At 64.4% G+C, this 21102-nt stretch carries 15 protein-coding genes and 1 pseudogene; 6 read left to right on the top strand and 10 right to left on the bottom strand.

The window, feature by feature from the left end:
- The first annotated feature begins 186 nt into the window (after positions 1-186).
- Positions 187-327: an LPXTG cell wall anchor domain-containing protein gene (locus ACH4XV_RS48110; RefSeq protein ID WP_395800924.1), complete on the top strand. Its 141-nt coding sequence runs from the start codon at positions 187-189 to the stop codon at positions 325-327.
- A 556-nt stretch (positions 328-883) separates the two neighbouring features.
- Here ACH4XV_RS48110 and istB read toward each other — a convergent pair.
- Together istB and istA are read right to left on the bottom strand one after the other, a co-directional pair.
- A complete protein-coding gene (gene istB / locus ACH4XV_RS48105; RefSeq protein WP_395800922.1) occupies positions 884-1708 on the bottom strand; it encodes an IS21-like element helper ATPase IstB in 825 nt (274 codons plus the stop codon).
- Between the two features lie 23 nt (positions 1709-1731).
- Positions 1732-3003 (bottom strand): IS21 family transposase, encoded by a 1272-nt coding sequence (istA, locus tag ACH4XV_RS48100; RefSeq protein ID WP_395800920.1) that lies wholly within the window; start codon positions 3001-3003, stop codon positions 1732-1734.
- 1191 nt (positions 3004-4194) lie between these two features.
- Between istA and ACH4XV_RS48095 the strand changes: the two are divergent.
- Positions 4195-4366: pseudogene (locus ACH4XV_RS48095) on the top strand (IS630 family transposase); the annotation flags it as partial.
- Here ACH4XV_RS48095 and ACH4XV_RS48090 read toward each other — a convergent pair.
- The 8 genes from ACH4XV_RS48090 to ACH4XV_RS48055 form a co-directional block, all read right to left on the bottom strand.
- A complete protein-coding gene (locus tag ACH4XV_RS48090) occupies positions 4363-4731 on the bottom strand; it encodes a hypothetical protein (RefSeq protein ID WP_395800918.1) in 369 nt (122 codons plus the stop codon). The pseudogene ACH4XV_RS48095 and the gene ACH4XV_RS48090 sit on opposite strands and share 4 nt — an antisense overlap.
- A 132-nt stretch (positions 4732-4863) precedes the next feature.
- Positions 4864-6537: an ATP-binding protein gene (locus ACH4XV_RS48085; protein WP_395800916.1), complete on the bottom strand. Its 1674-nt coding sequence runs from the start codon at positions 6535-6537 to the stop codon at positions 4864-4866.
- Positions 6538-6869: 332 nt separating this feature from the next.
- Positions 6870-8162: a DNA sulfur modification protein DndB gene (locus ACH4XV_RS48080; protein WP_395800914.1), complete on the bottom strand. Its 1293-nt coding sequence runs from the start codon at positions 8160-8162 to the stop codon at positions 6870-6872.
- 37 nt (positions 8163-8199) lie between these two features.
- Positions 8200-8802, bottom strand: coding sequence for a hypothetical protein (locus ACH4XV_RS48075; protein ID WP_395800912.1), 603 nt, complete (start codon positions 8800-8802; stop codon positions 8200-8202).
- A 144-nt stretch (positions 8803-8946) separates the two neighbouring features.
- A complete protein-coding gene (locus ACH4XV_RS48070) occupies positions 8947-9783 on the bottom strand; it encodes a phosphoadenosine phosphosulfate reductase family protein (RefSeq protein WP_395800910.1) in 837 nt (278 codons plus the stop codon).
- Between the two features lie 2 nt (positions 9784-9785).
- Positions 9786-13352 (bottom strand): ATP-binding protein, encoded by a 3567-nt coding sequence (locus ACH4XV_RS48065; protein WP_395800908.1) that lies wholly within the window; start codon positions 13350-13352, stop codon positions 9786-9788.
- A complete protein-coding gene (locus ACH4XV_RS48060) occupies positions 13349-14452 on the bottom strand; it encodes a DUF4007 family protein (protein ID WP_395800906.1) in 1104 nt (367 codons plus the stop codon). The genes ACH4XV_RS48065 and ACH4XV_RS48060 overlap by 4 nt, the downstream gene beginning before the upstream one ends.
- 53 nt (positions 14453-14505) lie before the next feature.
- Positions 14506-15675, bottom strand: coding sequence for a cysteine desulfurase family protein (locus ACH4XV_RS48055; protein WP_395800904.1), 1170 nt, complete (start codon positions 15673-15675; stop codon positions 14506-14508).
- Positions 15676-16170: 495 nt separating this feature from the next.
- Here ACH4XV_RS48055 and ACH4XV_RS48050 point away from each other — a divergent pair, with 495 nt between their 5' ends.
- From ACH4XV_RS48050 to ACH4XV_RS48035, 4 genes are all read left to right on the top strand, one after another.
- Entirely contained in the window at positions 16171-17757 is a 1587-nt protein-coding gene (locus tag ACH4XV_RS48050) for a DEAD/DEAH box helicase (RefSeq protein ID WP_395800902.1), read from the top strand.
- On the top strand, positions 17754-19622 hold the full coding sequence (locus ACH4XV_RS48045) for an ATP-binding protein (RefSeq protein ID WP_395800900.1): 1869 nt from the start codon (positions 17754-17756) through the stop codon (positions 19620-19622). Before ACH4XV_RS48050 ends, ACH4XV_RS48045 begins: the two co-directional genes overlap by 4 nt.
- Positions 19619-20530: a phospholipase D family protein gene (locus ACH4XV_RS48040; protein ID WP_395800898.1), complete on the top strand. Its 912-nt coding sequence runs from the start codon at positions 19619-19621 to the stop codon at positions 20528-20530. The genes ACH4XV_RS48045 and ACH4XV_RS48040 overlap by 4 nt, the downstream gene beginning before the upstream one ends.
- 177 nt (positions 20531-20707) lie before the next feature.
- On the top strand, positions 20708-21019 hold the full coding sequence (locus ACH4XV_RS48035; protein WP_395800896.1) for a hypothetical protein: 312 nt from the start codon (positions 20708-20710) through the stop codon (positions 21017-21019).
- Positions 21020-21102 lie beyond the last annotated feature (83 nt).

Below are 21102 nucleotides of genomic sequence, written 5' to 3'. Positions count from 1 at the left end.
CAGCGAAAAGGGCGTCCGCTACGGCGGACGCCCCCTCACCCGAGCAGCCTGACCACCCCGGCCACCCGGTGAACGTTTCCGGTCACAGCACTAGCACCCGATAAGGGTGGCCCCGCCCACCACCTCGGTGACACCGCGAACGAGAAAGCCCCGCAGACCTCGCCCGCACCCGGAACCCACGCGCAACTGGCGGTCACCGGTTCCAACAACCTCGTCGGCCCGATCGCCGGCATCGGGGCCGCAATGCTCGCTCTGGGCGCGCTCGTCCTGATCGCCCAGCGCAAGCGCCGCGCCGGACACACCGAATCGGGAGGCATCGACGGATAACAGAGCAATCCGGCGGTGAGGCCCACACCGCCACAGCCATCCGCCTCGGCCCGCGTCGTCAAACGACCGCGGACCGGGGCGGATCGCGTCGCGACCGACGGCGCTCTCATCGCGCCCGCGAGTGGAGCGCGGCGACCCCGGACGGCTTGATCGATTCGCGACTCATCAGGAACTTTTTCGGTCATCGATCCAGTACGCTACGTAGCGCGGCGTCCCGGCTCTGGGAGATGAAGCCGGGGCGTCCGTCCCCACGCCGAAGCAAAACCCGCAGTCGCCGAACCCATCCGAAAGCTTCCGAAGCCGACGAAGACGGCTGTCGGCGAAGCCACCTGGCATGCTCGGTCGCCCCGCAGCGGCGTCGCCGAACCAGTCGTCGAGAAACGGGAACCTGTACGTTCCGAAGAGCCGCGTCGAGGCGGAGGCGTGAAGGCTGAAGAGAGTGACGCTACGGCGGTGATCACGAATATGTGGTTGAAGATCCAGGAAGTGTCGGCGGCGGCTCAATTTCGGGCCAGTCTGAACGGTTCAACCCCGGGCCATCTCGCGTTCTCGCTGATCAGTCGTTGTCGCCGGCAGTGGGGACCCGGCCGAGTTCGCGGCCCCGCATCCGGTAGGACTCGCCCTTGAGGGAGTGGACCTCGGCATGGTGGACGAGCCGGTCGATCATCGCGGCGGCGACTGTCTCGTCACCGAAGGTCTCTCCCCACCGGCCGAAGGGCTTGTTCGAGGTGACGATCACGCTCGCCCGTTCGTATCTGTTCGATATGAGCTGGAAGAACAGGTTCGCGGCCTCGGCCTCGAACGGGATATACCCCACCTCGTCGATCACGATCAGCGGATAGCGGCCGAGCTTGACCAGCTCGTCCTGCAGGCGGCCGGTCTGGTGGGCGGCGGCCAGACGGTCGACCCACTGGGCGGCGGTGGCGAACGCGACCCGGTGGCCGGCCTGGCAGGCGCGGACCGCCAGTCCGGTGGCCAGGTGTGTCTTGCCGGTGCCCGGCGGTCCCAGGAAAATGGCGTTCTCCTTGGCCGCGATGAAGTCCAATGTGCCCAGGTGGGAAAGCTGTTGGCGTGTCAGACCCCGCAGATGGGTGACATCCAACTCCTCGATGGTCTTGATGGCGGGGAAGCGGGCGGCGCGGATGCGGCCCTCGCCGCCGTGGCTGTCGCGGGCGGAGACTTCGCGTTGCAGGCAGGCGACCAGGTACTCGGTGTGGGTCCACGACTCGGCTCGGGCCCGCTCGGCCAGGCGCTCGGCGGCGTCCAGCAGAGCGGGTGCCTTCATCGCGCGGGCGAGGAAGGCCAGGTCGGCGGTGGTCTGCCGGCCCGTGCGGGCTTTGTGGCCGTCTGCCTTCGCCGCGTCGACCGCAGGCTTGTTCAAGGCTTGGGAAGCGGTGCGGGCCCTCAGGTCTTCTCCTTTCCGCCGCCGCCCTCGATGAGGGTGAACACGCGGTCGTAGACGCCCAGTTCGCGTTGCTCGACCTCGATTCCGAAGCTGTTGTCGGGGGCCAGGGCCGCGTTCCGGGCGGCGTGCGCGCGGGCGGCCTTGCGGTGGATCACCTCGCCGCGCAGAACGTCGGCCGCGGCGGCGTGCTCCGGATCGGTCAGGCTCTGGTGCCGGGCCCAGCAACGGGTATGGCGGGCCACGACGTCCTCACCCGCGATGACGACGACCTCCTCGTTGTCCGCTCGGGCCATCACCGTCCGGCCGATGGCCCGAGGGTGGACGGAGTAGTCGTTGGTGTCGACGCGGATGTAGTGGTCCCGGCCGATGCGGGTGTGGAAACGCCACCAGTTGGGCGGATCGACCGGCGGAATGGCAAGCATGGCGGCGCGGTCCGCCTCCCAGCGGTCCACCGGCCGGGCCCCGATGGAGCGGTGCCGGCGCCGATTGGCGATCTGCAGCCAGGCCGTCAACTGGGCATTGAAGTCGTCGGGACCGGTGAACGTGCGGCCGGGCAGGAAACTCGTCTCCAGGTAGCCGTTGGCCCGCTCCACCAAGCCCTTCGCCTCCGGATCACGAGGCCGGCAGAGGTGCACCCTGACGGCGAGCAGCCCCGCAAACGCGGCGAACTCGCTGGTCAACCTGCCTTTGCCGACGCCGGCTTCGTTGTCCCAGACGAGCGTCCTGGGGACTGCGTGCCAACCGTCGGCCAGCAGCCGCCAGTGACCGTCGATCAGGTCGCCGGTCTGCCGCGAGGGCAGCATCCGGGCCGTGATCACCCGCGAATACCCGGAGACGACGACCAGGACCGGCGGGCGCCCCGACTGGCCGTAGCCGAGCGGGATGTCCACGGCCGGGAACCACAGGTCGCACTGAGCGAGTTCTCCGGGCCGGTAGATCGTCCGGGAGACCGGGTCCACCGGCAGGTAGGCCGGTCGCAGCTCCCGCACCCGCTCGCGCAGGATCGTCAGCCCCCGCTCCCAACCGATCCGCTCCGCGATCACCGTGGCAGGCATCGTCGGGGTCTCCTTCAAGAGCTCCCGCACGGCCGGTTCCACCGCATCCACCGCCGAACCCTTCGGCGCCCGCCGGTACCGCGGCGGCCGGTCCGAGGCCAGTGCCCGCAGCACCGTGCCCCGGGAGATCCCGAGCCGCCGAGCGACAGCCCGCGCCGACAAGCCCTCAGCCCGGTGCAACCGGCGAATCTCAGCCCAGTCCTCCACGTGGATCACCTCTCTTCCTCCTGACTCCAGTACCAATGAAGTCAGGATGATCAAGAGATCGCAGAGTGGCCCGCTTTTGATGCGCCGTCCGTGGACCTCAATTCAACCGTTGCCGACAGGAAGCTCCCTTGATCGGACACGCCGTTGAGCCATGAGATCGCGCCGACCCTATAGGGGTCGCGATCATGTCCCTTCGCAACGCGGATCTCCGAGAGCGCCTGGAAGGATCGCTCTCACTGATGCTCCGTGCACCAGAGGACGGTCATTTTCTGCGTCAAATGGGCATCACCCAGCATGACATGCGGTACTGGGCCCACCTCGACAGTCTTGCGTGTCTAGGCGCGAATAAGCGCGACGAACCATCGCTTCCCGCGCCGTCGGCCGATTGGACGAACGCACTGGATGCGTGGGTGGCTTGGGTACCAGATCAAGAACGGCAGGTACCCGGGCAGTGGCCATCGCCGTGAAGGTGGGCGTCCCTGAGCGCGGAAAGTTGCCATCCGCTGTGTGGCGCGGCTTTCCGAGGTCTGCGCGATATCCCGTGGGTCCGCCCGAGTGTCCGTCCCGCTGATCGGCAGCGTTGCCCCAAGGAGACAGGCGGTTGTTCTGCGCGGAGTCGCCGACCGCGTAGCAGTCGCCGACGAACCCGATGTACTCGTCGCCATGTCAAACCGGCTCGCCTTGGACGTCGCCGGGGCCGTGCCTGACACGGGTGCACAGGGTCCGTTCCGGGAACCGCAGGCCCCTGATCAGGGGCGGAGCCGGTCGAAGCGGTGGGCCGTCAGGGGATCGAACCCTGAACCCGCAGATTAAAAGCTAGACAGCGCTGGTGGTAGCGGGTGTTGGGGCGGGTAGCGGTGTGCGGTTCTGTCCTGATCTGCACACCGCTGCGTCCCGCTGATACCGCCTCGTGATGCGATGCGTGAGCACCTCCGCTCACGCATCGCTCACGCATGCAGAACCTCCGGGAAGCGTCCGTGCCTGGTCGTAGGCCCCTCGTTCGACAATGGCGGATTGCCTGGGTCGGCGTCCTGGCGCTGCCGGACATTCGGCCGTCTCTCCAATGCCGAGCCAGCATGCGATTCGCGAGCTTGACCGCGCGCCGTACATCTGTCCAGCCAGGATGTGGACTTCGACTTTGTTCTGGCCTACGCAAGGGAGACTGCCGAACGCGGCCAAATCGCACTCATCTCGTATGTCAAACTCATCCGCCGTGGCGCCCACAGATCCGTCCAGGCCCTCGAAGCCGACATCCGCACGGATCCAGACGCGCAACGAGGACCCGAGACCGTTCGTCTGGACGAAGACCGTCGACGAAATCCTTGATTCACTTGCGAAATATATCGCCAGAATTCTTGGCGCAGCACACTAGGGACTGACACTGAAGTGCTTCCGGAAGGCGTTGAGGACTCGATCAGCTGCATCCTGCACCAGGGCCAATTGCGCAGTCGGATTCGATCGTACCTTGCTGACGACGGTAATCGGCGCATTTTCGGCGGCGAGAATATTCCTCATTTCTCGCTGGACGAGGTATTCGACCGATTCGCGATGGCTAGTCTCGGCCGCGAGAAACACGCTCTCCTCTCCGATCTCCGACCAAACGATGACCAGATCATCGATCCGCTCCCACGCCGACTCGTCAAATTCATGGACGCGTCGTCGGAACGATGATCTTTCGAGAGCCCGTCCAAGGTGATCGGCCCATCGACCCAGCACGCCGTTCCGGCCAACCGTCATACCTATGTAGGCAACGCCAATGCGACGTGAGTACCCGCAGTAGATGTAGGCGCGTGCTCGACACAGACTGGGGTCGCCGATTGCGGCCGACCCCCAAGTGTCAGTCTCGTTGTTATTAGTCATCGGAGTGAATCAGGCGAAGCGCTTTTCGAGTGCGGTGGCAGTTGCCTGATATACGGCCGACGACGCCTGATTTCGATACCTCTGAAACACTTCGTCGATTACTTCGTCTTCGATGTTCTGTAGGTTCTTTACGGAGTTGCTCTCGCTTACGGCGAGGCTCAAAAATAGGGCGTGCAGAAGCAGCACTACGTCTGCGTCGCTGCCGAATCGCTCATCAAACATTCGCATGAAGCGATGGTTTCGGTTGATTCGCACGATCGTTCCAAGCGTGGCGTCGTAGGCCCGCTCCCAGAGTGCATTGTCGTCGAGCTGGTCGACGATCGCGACGCGGGATCCGTCCTTGATCGCTAGCTCGCGTTCGGGCTCGCGCAAAGGATGGCGTACTGCCTCCTTCTGTTCGCGCTCTTTACGCTTCGACTCGGTAAAGACGTCATCTTGATCATTCGGTAGAAGATCTGGAAACTCCACCTCGCTCAGCGCCTCAGTGGCCTTGCTGATCGGGTCCTCGTCGGCCTTCTTCTTAAGCAGCTTAGTGGCGTTCCGCCAAGCCGCCCTGCTGGCGCGCCGGGCTTCGTATGTCGCCTCGTCGAGAGCGCCTTCGGCTTCCTCGCTGAGCAGTATTTCAGACTTCTTGACATCGATGTTGAACGCGTCATCGGCGGAATCGTCGATCAGGATTCTTCCCCGGAAGGCAAAGAAGTCCTGCTCTGTTGGAATGAGGCCAAAGCGTTCGCCGTGCCGAATGAGCCGCTTGTTGCGGTAGACATAGAATCCGTAGTGCTTTGCTCCGATCATGTACCTCTTGCGAATTTCGGCGGAGTTCTCGAACGCAGGAGGGTGCACGAGCTGGGTCGCCTCGAGAGTGGCTTGCACCCCGTTTTCTGCGTCGAGGGTAATGAGGCGTGGCCGCTCTAGCCAACGCACACTCAGGCCATCCCAGGAGCCCTCGGCAATGTTGCCGTTCTCTTCTGCTGAACCTGTGAACAGCGGATCGAAGGGTGTGATTGCCTCACCGTCAAGCATAATATCCAGGCTATTCTGCCCATCCTGGAGAAAGTAAAAGTATGTGAGACCAAGCTTCTGGGTGAGCGCTTCCCTTGTCTTTCGGATGCTTGGATGGTTGCGCTTGTGTACTTTCTCGATGCTGACCAGTGTGCCGTGCGAGACCCCGGGCAGCATTCGATCAATTCTTTCCCGGTCGGCTTCGTTTAGCTCGGGCATCTCGCAAACGAATGCTCCCACTTGTTCAATATGCGGGAGGTCGAGAACAATCTTGTTCCACTCATGTCCTTCGCGCGCACTGATCACTTCGATGCGATCGCCCTGAGATAGTCCTGCGCTTTTGAGACCGAGACCATACTTGCCGAGACTTCCTTCGGCGTATTGGCGATCCACACCAAGGCCGAGAGCACTTAGTAGTTGTTGCTTGCTCATGCCAGCGCCGTTGTCGGCGATAATGTACCCGGCCGCACTGTTTCGGCGGTTTTCTGCAACCTCAGGCTCACGCTCGAGCTCGATAACGATGCGGTTTGCGTTGGCAGCCACAGAGTTGTCCACGATGTCGCAGATGGCACTCTCGGGTGTGTACCCGATGCGCGCGATAGCGCGCAGTACCCTGCCGGGGTTGATCGGGACCGACATAAAATTGCTTTCGCCTGGCACGGCATCAGCCGGAGTGGTCATGCTTAGGCTCCTGGAGAGAATTCAATATGGCAATTCAACTGATGGGAGTTCTTGAGTTCATGCGATTAGCGAGCGGCGCCCATTCTGCCTCCTATTAATAGGACGTTGCAGGACCTTGACTTTACTTGCATGGCAGGCGACAGGTATGCGGCTCGCGGACACAGGTTGCGTCCTCCGCACTGCAGGTAGTGATCGCGTACCCCTGGTGTCACGAGGGGCAGGCGACATGTGGCGCCCTTCCGAAGAAGCCCGGCTGACGGTTCGTCATCAGCCGCGCGCAGGGGTATAGGGCCAGCAAGGCGCATCTCGGTTAGCCAAGCGCCCGCCCGACTTCAGTCGGCATCGACCGGGAGAAGCGCGAAGAACTCCTCAGCCGGAAGCGGGTACTTAGTCTTCGTCACGTCAGCGTAGGAGCGCAGTGCCCGACTGATCTGGGCCTTAGAGCGAGGTGCGACGTGGACCTGCAGGAGATCAAACAGAAGCTGGGTGTTGCCACTGGCCATCTTGCCCTTGGCCTTCGTGCCTTCCGGAGTCTCGATCCACATAGAGGAGAACGGGGCCGAGGTCATCTTCCAGTCGAGCGCCGACAGCCGCTTCATGACCTCCGGCCACTCCAAGGCTCCCTGCTCGAGAATGTGTCGAACCACCTTCGCCACCTGGTTCTGAATGGCAGGGCGCATGAACGGGTGGCCAGCACCGTCGCGCCCCTTGGGCGCCCGGAGGTCCTTCGGCGACACTGAGGCGAGGTAGCGCTGACGCAGGTTGCCACACGCGTCGAGGAGTTCCCGGAGGCGTACGGCGATGATCTCGAAGCTCTGGTCGAGAAGTTCATCGGTCGCCCGTTGCTTGGACTGCTCGGTGGTGCAGGGGAGGTCGTAGCCGATCTCCTTGACGATGTCGTAGACAACGGCGATGGTGCTCCAGGCCGGGCTCGACGTGCTGATCGAGCGTTGGGCCAAAACGAGCTCACCGTCCTGGCCCACCTTGCTGAACACAAGGACAACCTTGTCCCGCTTCAGGAACTCATCATCGTCGAGCAGACGCCGAGTGAGGATGGCGAAGCTGTCGTCCTCATCGAGGGCGATGTTCTCCTGCAGGTTGGTGCTCTTGGCGTTCCGGTTGATGTTGGTGAAGAGCCGCCGGGTGCGGCGCCGGCCTTCATCAGTGTCGAAGTGTGGTACCACGATGACGTTGATGTCCTCGTTTCCCAACTCCGGGTTCTGCTTGATCGCGTCTTTGATGGCCTTGAGCCGGTGCTGGCCGTCGAGGGCGAAGAACTGCTGGGTGCCGTCGAACGTGAGGACACCAAAGTTGCGGTCCAGCCCTTGGAGGACGGCCTGATTTTCGGCATCCATCGTCACCGAGAGGTAGTTGGGGTCCCCGCCCCACACCGCGATGATGAGAGCGCCCAGAAAGCGGTTCTCATTGGTGAGCAGATACTCGGTGATCTCCTGCGTCCGCGTGCCGACGCCGCGCTGGATCATGGTACCGAGGTCGCGGTTTCCGCCGAGTTCATGCGCGAAGTTGATCTCTCGGGCCACCTGGGCGTAGCTCATCAGGCAGGAGTAGTAGGTCCAGTTGCCGACCTTCGCTTCGAAGGCGGGAACGAACGTCTTGGACGGCATGGAGGTACCTCGATGTCAGGGGGCGAGCGAGCGCGGGCTAGGAGCGGAGCGCTGGTCTGGGGATGGTGCTGAGCCGACCGCGCAGAGTGGGACCGCCCTGGATGTTGATCGGTGGGTTGTAGAGGTGGATCAGGCGGCTTTCCAGGTTCCTGATCATCGACCTGTCGTCGACTGTCGCGAACCAGTACTCCAGGGGGCGCAGGGCAAGGTAGTGAGTCAGCCGGTCGTCCCGATTGATCGGAGGCTCTCGGGTCCAGAGGTCCTCGGGGTTCCCCCGCAGGTGCTTCTTGTAGTTTCGGTACCGATTCCTGAGTGTGTTGCCCAGTTCGCCGGCCCCACCCGCGTTCCCGATGTAGAGAACCTGGTGGAAGCTGCCCTCGGTCCGGTCTGCCATGGCCAGCTTGATCGACGGGCGCCAGACGAACATGTAGAGGCCCGGCTCGTCGGGAATCGCTGCGGCGATGCTCTCGGTTGCGACGAGCCGTTCCCACGGGGATGCGAGTCGCTTCAGATCGTCCTGGAGGACTTGGAGGGCCGACACGTCCATCATCGGTGCGATGCCGAGCTGGAGCTCCAGAGCGGGACTGACGTCCAGGCGGTGGCGGATGACTGCGCGCGCGACCGTGTCTGGTGTCGCCATTCCTCATGTGCTCCGACTGGGTGACGGCGTGTGATGAGCGCACACATCCTTACACGCTGCACCGACAGTCGGTGGGCGAGACAGAAAAGAGTCCGTTTGATGACTGTTTGTCATCAAACGGACTCTTGACTGAAATCGAGGGAATCAGAGATGGCAGACGGAGCAGCCCGCCTCGTCGTCATCGGCGTCGAGTGCGTCCGAGAGGACCTCCAGCAGCGGCCGGTTGGGCTTGATCCGCTTGGCGGCTCGGGCGAGGTTCGCCTCGTGCTTGGCCTGAATTTCCTCTCGCCGCTCTATGAGCTGGTGCAGGGACTCGCCCTGAGACCACGTGTAGTCGCGGCCCTGCATTGCGGTGCCCTGGTGGCGGACCTTCTCTTCGTACGCAACAGCCTTGTCGAAGAGCTCGGGGTGGCGATCCTTGAGGCCGACCCACTCGTGCTTGCGCTGGAAGAAGCAGAAGTAGCAGCCAGACCGGGTGCGCCACTCGTAGTAGCCGGGCAGGCCGGTGCCGGCCTCGTCGAGGATGCGGCCGACGCCCTCCCGGTCGATGCCATCCTCACGGAAGGGGAAGACCGCGGTGATGTTGGGTTTGGTGCTCACATAGCCGAGCCGGTTCTCGTCCGCTCGGATTGCGACGTAGGAGATCACCTCGTCCTCGCCGACCCATTCTTCCAGAGGTTTGATCTTCAGGTTCTTCGTGCACCAGCGCATCTGGGGGCTCGGTAGAGTGCCCTGGTAGACCTCGAGCCAGTGGTCGAAGTCCCGGTCGGTGTTCAATCGCGTGATCGGCTTGCCGACCGCGGCCTCGAGCTTGTTGAGGTACTCGTACGTCTCGGGCAGTTCAGCGCCGGTGTCGCAGAAGAAGTACTCCATCTCCGGCACGCGGTCACGCATGTAGATGGCAAGTGCGGAGGAGTCCTTTCCTCCGGACAATCCCAGGACGTGCCGGACCTTCTTCGCCGGGGTGGTTGCGTCAGTCACGATCACTCCGTCCTCTCGAGTGCAGTAGTGGCAACAGGCTCGGACACGCGCTGGGCGAGCGCCGCGAGCAGAATGCGCGCACCGTCGGGGCCGAGCGCCTTCTTAGCCTGTGCCAAGACACTGACAACGAGGCTTTCCGCCTCCTGCCGGGACTGTTCGGGCAGGTAGATCAGCGTGCGCTGCTCGCCACCGTCCTTGTCGGTCAGGGTGAGCAGCCGGGCTTCGAGATCTTCCTCAGCGCCGCCGACCGCCTCGCCCGTCTTGTACAGGTGACTGACGCGGTCGAGCGCGGCGGCCATTTCCCGGACACGACGGGCGAAGAGCGTGACGTCGTTGTCGGACCAGTCGCCCAGGGCAGAGTGCGACAGCCGCACAATCACGGGGTCGAGCCAGTCGGAGTCCGGCAAGCCCTCGTTGAGTGCTATGGCGACGAACCCGCGAAGCTCGAGGCTGAGCGAGATACCGGCAAAGCCCTGGAGACGGCGTGCGAGCGCCTGTCGCAGTTCGGGCAGAGCCGAGGGCAGGCGGAACTCGCGGCTGATGGTCTCGACGACCTCGACGCGAAGCGCGCGGTCGGCGCCGGCGATTTCCTCGGCTGCGGCAGTCAGGCGCTCGACGTAGCCCTTGTTGCCGCTGGTGCTTTTGCGAGCCTCGGGGCTGATCGGGTCCAGGCCGAGTGCTTGTGGGAGAGCGTGGAAGAGCAGGTCGTCCGGGTCTTGTGCGGTGAACAGCGCGGAGCGGATCGCAATGGCGTCCTTGCTGATGCGCTGTGTGCGGCGCGCGTATGGCGTGAGCACCATGACCCGCTCGAGCAGAGCACGGGTAACCGAGAGAATGGCCGGGTTGCGCAGCGCCTGGGAGCGGGGCGGTTCGACGTTCAGTGCCAGCGAGAGCTTCTTGACGACGCTCTCCCGCAGGCCGTCACCGAGTGGCGTGGCCTTCACGGAGAACCGGCCCGGCGCCTTGATCATCCGCTCCACCACGTCGGTGGTCAGGCGCGGTAGGTAGGAGCCCTCCTCGAACAGGGCCACGTCCTGGCTTCGCAGGATAAGTGCGGTCACCACCAGCAGAGGCACCACGCCGGCCTTGACGCCGTATGGCGGCACCATGACGGCGCGGAAGATCTCGTCAAGATCGGTGCGCTTGTGGGCGTCCGAGAGTGCCATTTCAAGGGCATTCCAGACGGGCAGCACGTGTGGGTGGGCGGGGCCTGGCCGCGAGAAGCCGTAGGGCAGCAGCGTGGTCGAGGAGTTGTCCGCGGTGCCGCTGTTCTCCCGGTGCAGGCCCATGAACTCCAGAGCCCCGCTGTACATGGCACGCTCGGCCGGGTACTTGTCGATGCCCAGGTGACGTTCGCCGGACTTGGTCAGCATGGCGGTCAGCAGTTTCCCGCGTGCTTTCGCCCCCTGGCTGGTCAGCTCATGGCGACCGAGCATCTCGTTGCGAATATGCGGGGTTGCAGGGAACACCCGGTCACAAGCGATGGACGCAAGTCCGCTGAGACTACGGCTCTCGATGACCTCGCCCTCGCCAGACTCCGCAGTGATGCCCGAACGCCACAGGCGCCAGGTGGCTCGCTGGGTAAGAGGGAAGAATGCTGCGCTGAGTAGTTCGAGCAGTTCGCGCTTGGCAGCCGATGTCCGCTCGGAGATCTCGCGACTAGCCACCGGGTCCAGGGTTTTGTCGCGCTGCAGTTCCTCCAGCGCCACGAGGTGGAAGGCAGCACGGAGGACTAGGTCTGGCTCGTCGGTCGTCCCGAGTACTACGGGCAGCGAAGATTCGACGAAAGGCCGATCCTCCATGGTTCCGAGGTGGAAGACGAGAAGGCCGTCGGCGTGATCGTTGAGTTCGTCGGGTCCCTCGATGAGCTGCGTCTGGGCGCCGGAGATTCGGACGAAAAGGGCGCGAAGCATGCCCGTAATCTGGCTGTGCCGGCCAGCCGCGACAGCCAGCGGGAGGTAGTCACCGAGCCTTTGGAGGACTGCTGCCTCATCGAGGTGGCTGAGTGCCTCCTTGAGGCGCCCGTCGATGTCGAAGTTGCTTCCGCGCCACACACGGTACTCGCCGTTGAACCTGCGGAGTACCAGGAGGCCACGGTCCACCAGACCGTTGAGCTGCTTTTCCAGAGCGGCGAACGCCTTGGGACTGGGTGCGTCGGCCGGGTCGTGCAGCGCGAAGTAGATCATTGCCGCGGTCGCCCGGAGCGCACCGTCGGAGTCGATCAGGTTCAGCATGCCGATCGTGCGCAGAAGGCGCTGCTCGGCAGTGGACAGGCCGTTGGCTTCGGTGACCCGGGATTCGATCTCGATCCAGCGGCTGGCGTTGCTTGATGCCAGCAGCGAGGTTCGGCCGGAGTCGAGGAAGAAGTCGTACAGCTGGGGCAGCTGGACGGTGCTCGCCCGGCGCGGCTTGTCAGCCGAGAACGAGGCGAGTGAGCGGCGGACCGTGTGGGGCTCGTCGTTGTTGAGGAACCCGGACAGACTGCGGTCGTGCTGACCGATCTGCGCCGCGAGGAAGGGCGCCGCTACCGCAGTCAACGGATGCAGGGGATAGAGGTCGGCGAAGTCCTGCATCGCGAGGTCCACGACATCGTTAAGGCCGTGATCACGCCAGGCTTTCTCCGCCGCCTCGGCGTGCGCCTGAATGAGCTTGCGGCCGGGCTCCGCCACAGCGGACTGATCGAGTCGGCGGCGCATCAACTGGACCGAGTCGCCCAGGTGGGGGGCAAAGGTGATGTCTTCGAATCGGCCCTGGATTTTGGCCCATTCGCGGGTCTGCAGCTCGCTGGAGTGGGCAGCGTAGTCCATGAACGACAGGTGCTGCAGTGTCATCATGAACAACGGCAGGCCACGGCTGCCGGCGCTCTTCTCCGCGAGATCCTGCAGGAGAAACAGGTCGTCCTTCGCGCTGGAGAACTCGCTGTGCCCGGCAAGGTGCTCCAGGGTCTTGCCGAACTCGTCGATGATCAGCAGGAGGGGCTGCTGCGCACACAGGGCGGTGACGGCAGCGACGATGTCCTCGGGCTTGGCCGTGGCCGGATCATCGCACCGCGCTAGCGCGGTGGCGACAGCCTTGGGTGTCCTGGACGGCCAGCGCCGCTTGGCGGCGGTCTGCAGGGCACGGGACAGGGTGGTAACGAGAGGCTCGCGCCGGGCGGTCGCGACAGCGCCAAGGAAACCTTCCGGCGCTAGTTGGCCACGAGATGTGGCCAGGCGCCGCGCCAGGCCGGGGCTGACGGTGGCCAGCACCGCGTGTGCCTCGGCGCGCCGGCTCTCGTCGCACCCAAGAGTCGCGTCGATGAGATTGGCCAGGGTGGACTTGCCCGAGCCATAAGGGCCAGTGAACGACCACGACCTGGGACGGCGCAGGTCGCCGAGCGCGTTGGCAACCCGGTCGAACACGTCGACCGCCCGAGCACCGATATAGGGGGAGTGCAGTTCGTCCAAGACATCGCGCTCCACATTGGTGGAGCGCATACGTGAACCGATCACCTGGACACCGGCCGGGAACTGTGGGCCACCGGAGGACATGCGGGCGGCGCTGGACCGCGTGGGGGTCTCGGTGGTCACTGTGTCTCCTCGATCAGGGCGAGCTGCGGCTCAAAAACGTCCTGAAGCTTGAGTTCGCGCGCCTCAGCTTCGGCGAGCTTGGGATAGCTGCGGCCCCAGTCCTCGCGGGTCGGGAAGCCCGGCCTCTCCCGGACCTTGTCGTACTGGGCATCCAGAACATCCCAAGCCAGATCGAACGGGTCGGAGGTGAACGCCAGACTGCGCTGGCCGACCGCCTCCACCACCTGCAGGTCCGCGGTGATGGCGGCCACCCGTTCCAGGGCTCCGGCAATGTCAGGTTCACGCACGCGAAAGGCCCGCCCGGGTGCGCCGTGCTCGTTGGCGAGCCGGGCGAGGGAAATGGACCCGGCACTGCGGGTGGTCTGAGCGGCATAGTCGAGGCAGGCGTACGCCACCACGCGGTCAGGCAAGGAGATACGCGAGCCGGTCGTGAACTCCCACTCGGCACGTCCGGAGGTCGGATGGTCCACCGCTTCCATCAGGCCGAGCTCACGGAAAGGGCAAGCCAGCAGGTCTTCAAGCGCGCCGGGCGCGCCGCCCTTGGCCCGCTTCGCTGGAACGTACATCTTGGTGATGCAGTCGACGTCCCTGATAACGGATGCCTCCGCAGGTGCTTCTGCGTACGACAAGTTCGCGTGTCGCGCGATCAGCTGGGTGAGGTCGGGCACTGAGAACCGCGCGAACGGCGCGAGCTGGAAAGCGACATACCAGGACGGCGCCCAGCTTTTTGCCCCGGGCCGGGAGCACAACAGCCACCAATGCAGCAGCCATAGGCTGCCCTGCTCTTCCAGATAAGGATCGGCACCGTTCTCGTCGAGGAGCCACCGTGCCTCCCACGTGGGGTAGGAGAACAATGCGCGGGCGTTGGCATCATCGCCGGGGAACTCGCGGGTCAGTTTGAAAGCCCGTGACCAATACCTCATGGCATTGGACATGTTCTTGCCGACCCCGAGAAGAACGGGTGCGTCATCCGCTAGGAACGTGTCCGGGCGGTCCTTCACCTGCATGTATGCCTTATGGAGCCACCCGAATCGCGGCGCGAAGGTCTCGTGGCGCGCGAAGTTGAAGTGGGCGGCTTCCGCGAGCCGGCTGTCTGACATGCGAGGCTTTCTCCGTGTCCGTCAAAGCGTGGATGGTGTTAGTGCAGGCCTTGCTACATGGGGGCCGTCAGCGCTGCTCGCACCTGCTGGACAGCTCGTACCGCCGACGCAGCAGCGCGCTTGATGTCGAGCGTGGTCGTGGCGTACCCGAGAGAGAAACGGACTGTGGAGTCAGCCTCTTCCCGACTGCGTCCCATGGCGAGGAGCACGTGGCTCGGGCTAGGCGCGCCAGAGGAGCAAGCGCTCCCCTCTGACGCCGCCACGTCCGGCATCGCGGCGAGCACCGCATCCGCTGGCGCGCCGTGGAACGTAATGCTGGTGACTCCAGGCAGCCGCATGCTGAGCGCGCCGTTGATCCGGCAATCGCCGACCTGCCCAACGAGCGAGTCCTCCAGTGCGTCACGCAGCTGTTCGATTCGCGGAATTTCCGTGGCCAGAGCCCGCCGGGCGGCCTCGGCGGCGGCACCCGCGCCTGCGATGCCCGCGACGTTGTGTGTTCCGGCCCGCCAGCCTCGCTCCTGTCCGCCACCAAAGAGCAACGGGCGGTACGGCAAGTCGATACCGCGGCGTACGAACAGGGCGCCGACACCCTGCGGGCCGCCGAACTTATGGGCGGACAGGGAGAGGAGGTCTACGTCCGTCTCCGCGAGGTCGATCGGGAGCCGGCCGATGAGTTGCGTGGCGTCCGTGTGGACGAGCGCTCCCGCGCGGTGGGAAGCCTCGACGATCGGTTCGAGCTCGGTGATTACCCCGGTCTCGTTGTTGGCTGCCATCAGCGACACGACTGCCACTTCACCGGTGGTCAGACTTGCGCGGAGGGCATCCAGGTCGACTAGGCCGTCCTCATCGACGCGCAACAGCATCAGGGATCCGGGGCTGCCAGACGTGATGGCCTTGGCAGTCTCCAAAACCGCCGGGTGCTCGACCGTGCTCGTGACCAGTCGACCACCGAGCTCGAATGCTGCCCGCAGGGCCAGGTTGTTGGCTTCGGTGGCCCCGGAGGTGAAAACGATCTCGCCGTGGGAGCAGTTCAAGAGTTCAGCTACCTGACGGCGCGCCAGGTCGACGCGGTCGGCCGCGTCACGGCCGGATCGATGGGTGCTGGAAGCGTTGCCGACGGCGCTCATGGCCTCGACTGCTGCCTTGAGGGCTTCTGGTCGTGCCGGCGCGGTGGCGTTGTAGTCGAGGTAGACCGGATCCGAGCTAGGTGACTGAAACGTCACAGTTCACCCCGTTTCGCTCGGTTCTAGCCGCTCTTCATCAGCTGGCGGCGAATCTCGTCCGGTACGAAACCCTCCACCAGTAGTAAGGAGATCCTAGCCGGAGCGGAGGACAGACGAAGGCGAGGCATGAACTTCAGCCCTCGACAATGACTCCCAATGACCGAAATAAAACAAATGTTCCCGTGGATGGGATGTGCCTCGTAGCGATGTGAATTCCCTTGCGGAAACCGGTAGTTCGGGCAAGTGTGACCTGAGTGGTTTGCCGACTCGACGAGAACTCGCAGTAGAGCACAGAGGTTCGGGGGCCGGACCTTGGCCGGCGGGTCTAGGGTCTGATCACAGAGTGAGGCGCGAGCTGGTCGCGTGCCGCTGTGCCAAGGGGCGGGCGAATGGACAGGGGCTGAGGGTGGGAGCTGGAGAAGCAAGTCGCGGTGTGCGGACACAGACAGGGCGATACGCGTCGTGACCGGATCTCCAGGTATTGCCTTCGCATCCGTGCTGAACAGCGCGCCTCTTTCGTATGTGCGGGGTCTTCTCGGCCAGCATGCCTGTGACCTGCTGGACCTTCTGCACAAGGGAGAAGACGCAGACGAGAAGCTGCGCCTGGTCGCAGCCTCGGCTGTTTCTCTGGAGCGACTCATCGGCGACCCCGAGGAGCGCACGCAGCTCTTGCAGTTCTTGCCCGAAGAAAAGCTCGCAGAACTCGCTAGCCGCCTCGGTGTCGACCACTCCACGAGCTCCGCCACCCTCCTCGCGGCCTTGCCGTGGACCACCGAACAGCAGCGCACCCTTCTCGGCTTCCTGGGCCTCGTCGTCGACCGTGCCCCCGAGCTACCGGTCTCCTTCCGCAGCGCCACTGCGCCGCTGTACGGGATGTTCCCCCATCAGCGACTCGCGGCCAACAGTGTCCAGCGCATGCTCTACTCCGGAGAGCGCAGGGTCGTGCTGCACCTGCCCACTGGTGTCGGCAAGACACGCACAGCCATGAATCTCATCAGCGACCACCTGCGCGGGCACGAGCCGACCGTCGTGGTGTGGCTGGCCAGGGGACGAGAACTACTGGAGCAGGCGGCACTCGAGTTCGAAAAGGCATGGGCCTCACTCGGCAACCGTGAGGTGGCCGTGGCCCGGATGTGGGGAGACGCGCCGACCGACCTCACGGCGATTGAGGACGGCCTCATCGTCTTGGGCCTCGACAAGGCCACCGCCGCAGCAAAGGCCGACCCGACGTTCCTCGACCGCCTCGGCGTGCGCACCACTTTCACCATCTTCGACGAAGCCCATCAGGCGATCGCCCCGACTTACCGCAGAGTCGTCGACTCTCTTACGCTGCGTAGCGACTCAAGTTTGTTGGGGATGACCGCGACCCCTGGACGGACATGGGCCGACATCGACGAAGACGAGCGGCTGTCCGACTTCTTCGCCCGCCAGAAGGTCATGCTGAAGATCGACGGATACGACAGCCCCGTTACGGCCCTGATCGAACAGGGTTACCTCGCTCGGCCGAACTTCCGCACCGTAGCCGCTGACTCAGGCATGCTCCTCAGTACCCGGGACAAGCAGGCCCTCGCCGCCTCGTTCGACATCCCCGACGAATTGATGACGAAGCTCGCAGAGAGCGTGCAGTGGAACTTGCAGGTCGTCGATACCGTGCTCGACCTCAGCCAGCGACACCGGCGGATCCTCCTCTTCGCGGCATCCGTCGAGCACAGCCGTCTACTTGTCGCGATTCTCTCCGTCTTCGGTCTCAACGCCGATCAAGTAACTGCCGAGTCCTCGCCGCGACACCGAGACCGGGTCATCGCCCGCTTCAAGGGCCCCGGCACTCGGCCGATGGTTCTATCAAACTTCGGCGTCCTGACCACAGGTTTCGATGCTCCCGCTGCAAGTGCCGTGGTCATCGCCCGCCCCACCCGGTCTCTGGTCCTCTACAGCCAGATGGTGGGCCGGGTCATCCGTGGACCCAAGGCGAGCGGAACCGCCACCTGCGACATCGTCACGGTCGTCGATCCCGCGCTCCCGGGCTTCGGAGACGTAGCGGAAGCATTTACCAACTGGGAGGACGTGTGGAACACCCGGTGACATCCAAGTACTCGATCGTCACATCCGATCTGACGGTCAAAGCCTTGCAGGACAGCGGCTACAAGTCGACGGCCCACGCCATTGCCGAACTCATCGACAACGGCCTTGAAGCCAAGGCTGACCTCGTCGAACTCTTCGTCGTCGAGTCGATGGACCGCCCCTCCCACCGGGCCCGCTACCGTGTCGAGAAAATTGCGGTCCTCGACAACGGCTCCGGCATGGATCCCGAGACCCTGCGGCAGTCACTGCGCTTCGGGGCTGGTACTCGTGGGGATCGCAAGGGGATCGGCCGCTTCGGTGTCGGCCTACCGAACTCCAGCATCTCGCAGTGCGACCGGGTCGACGTCTGGTCCTGGACCAACGGCCCCCAGAACGCTCTCCATACCTACCTCGACCTCCAGGAGATCTCTCAGGGGCTTGAGGAGGTCCCCGAGCCCAAGCTGGACGCTGTGCCCGACGAGTGGCAGGCTCTCTCCGAAGGTCTCGGCACGTCCGGCACCCTGGTGCAGTGGACCGCTCTTGAGCGGGTCCAGTGGCGCGGTGCCGAGGCCACTATCGCCAACACCGAGAGCTTGATCGGTCGTATTTACCGACGGCTGATCATGAAGGGCAAGCGGATCAAGCTTGTCCCGGTACGCGGCTGGGTCCAGCTGCCCGGCGTCCGGGACACCCGCCCCAACGACCCGTTGTACCTCATGGCGCCGAGTGCCACTCCGCACCCCTTCGATGGCAAGCCGATGTTTCGTGCTCACGGCGCCGGAAACGTTGGCCAGGTTGGTGTCGAGCGGTTCGTGGTCAAGGGGGTGGATGGGGAGGAGTACCCCGTCTTCGTCCGGTCTTCGATCGCCGTTCAGTCCGCCCGCCGCACCGACATCGCAGGTGAGGCGTGGCCTCCGAATGTGCCGACCAGCCTCAAGCCTGGTGACACCCCGTGGGGCAAGCACGCAGCTCGGAATCAGGGAATCTCCCTCATACGCGCAGACCGGGAACTGGATCTCGATACCGGGTGGATCAACTCCTATGACACGCGTGAACGTTGGTGGGGGGTGGAGATCGACTTCCCGCCAGGCCTCGACGAGGTCTTCGGAGTCACCAACAACAAGCAGTCCGCAACGATCTTCTCCAGCCTCGCCCACTTCAACTGGCGAGAGGAGGCGGCCGGGCTGTCATGGGACGAATTCCGGGAGGCATTGCGCGAGGAGGGAAATCCGCGCCTTCCCCTCATCGAGATCGTCTACCACATTCGCGAGAAGCTCCTCGGCAAGCTGCGCTCCGACCTGGAAGACCAGACGCAGGGCACAGGTACGAGCCGCAAGCGCCACGAGGTGGTCGAAGTCCAGGCCGAGACTGCAGTCAAGCGCCGACGAGCAGAGACCCGGCCGAGCCTGACCGACCAGCTCGCTGAGGAGACCACCGAGGAGGAGAGCAAGCAGCTCCAGTACGAGAGCCTGGTCGAAACACACCGCTACACCCCGGCCGACGCCCAGCGCATCATCGAAGAAACAATGTCGCAGGGCAAGCATGTCCGGCTCCTGACCAGCCGCAATCCCGACTCCCCCGCCTTCTTCAGTGTCGAGTACATCCCCGGCATGCTCCAGGTCGCCCTCAATATGGACCACCCGGTCTACAACGACCTGATTGCTGTCCTCGACGGGGACATCGAGGGTGCGAGCCGCGAGGAACTCGCTGAACGCCTCACCGCTGCAGCCGGTGCTTTCAAACTTCTACTGATTTCCTGGGCCCGGTTTGAGGACGAGCAGCCGGAGAAGCCGCGCGAGCGCGCCAAGAAGATGCGGCAGGACTGGGGCCGCCTCGCCAGCGAATTCCTCGGAGCCAGCGATGCCGACGACGAGGACGACGAGTGACGACCGACCACGTCTGGCGCCAGATCGAACAGCTCCTGGGCACGGCGACCAACAGTGTCATCCTGGTAGCGCCCTTCATCAAGAAGGAGACCTTCCGGGCTGCGCTTGACGCGATACCCGCCGGAGTCCAGAAGATCACGTGCATCACCCGCTGGTCCCTACCCGAGGTCGCCACTGGCGTATCCGACCCGGAGATCGCCGAACTGGCAGAGCAGGACGGCCGCGCGGTCGTCCTGCTCTGCCACAACCTGCACGCAAAGCTGTACGTGGCCGACGACCGTTGTCTCGTGGGGTCCGCCAACCTCACTGGCAAGGCCACTGGTCGAGTTCCGGCAGCCAACGTCGAGCTCCTTGTGGAGGCCGACGTGGCCCATCCCGAAGTGCAGCGGGTACTTGATGCGATCGAGGGCGCCGCGGTGCCCGGGACGGTGCAACTGGCTGAGCAGTTACGCGAGCAGGCGAGCCTCATGCGTAGCGACGAGGACAGTCCCCGTGTCCTTGTACCAGGCCAGGACAGGCAGCCGGCACGCTGGCTTCCGGAGACCCGAAACCCGGAACGGCTCTACCGTGTCTACAACGGACGCCACCGCCACATCGGTAGCGACGTGCTCGCCGGCGTACTCCGCGATCTTGCGCACCTCGACATTGGTCCCGGGTTCGACGAGCAGGCGTTCGGTTCAGCAGTCCTTGCCCGCCTCCGCGCGATGCCCGAACTGCACGCCCTGACGGCAGCCGGGCGGATGAACCTGGGCGACGCGCAGGCGGACCTGGCCGCAACAGGAGACTTCACGGCTGAGCAGGCGCAGCGCGCAGTCGAGACGATCGCAGCGTGGCTGGGCTACTTCGATGAGGTCCACCTCGTGCCCGTCGGCCCCTGGGAGATTCGCCTGGGCAAGGAACTCACCTAGAGGGAGCCACCTCACCGCAGAGGGTGGTCTGCGAAGCCTCGATGCTCCGGCGGACCACGCTCCAGGATCTCCGCCCGCCACCAAGGCTCAGCAAAGCCCGGGCAGCGCGATATCTTAATGGCGCCCACACCAACCAGGGCTTCGACGTGGTGCGCAAGGCAGAGAAGGTACCGGGACATGGCAGTAGCGCGGATCCCCTACCTGCTTGGCCACGCCGAGATCGCCGAGCTGTTCGGCGTCAAACGTCAGACCTCGGCGAAGTGGCGCGTCGACGGAACACTGGGCCAGCCCGACCTTGTCGCGTCCGGCAACCCCTACTGGTTGCTAAACACCGTCCTCCGACTCGACGGCCATGCGGGCCGGCAGGTCGCCGAGCAACGCCTCAAGCACTACCAGGCGAGCATCCCGGATGGCTACCGCGTCGACGACCGTGAGCTGCTACCCGTCGTCCTGGGGATCCAGGAGGTCGCTCAGGTGCTAGATCGTTGATGTGATTTTGGTTGTTCGTCTGTGGGCATGGCGAAGGGCGTCCATGGTCGGTGTGTGAAGACTGACTTGGACGCCCTTCTGAC

Origin of the sequence: Embleya sp. NPDC020630, assembly GCF_044334985.1 — a bacterium.
In the GTDB taxonomy this organism is placed as follows: Bacteria; Actinomycetota; Actinomycetes; order Streptomycetales; family Streptomycetaceae; genus Embleya.
This window is presented reverse-complemented; position numbering and strand designations above follow the sequence as displayed.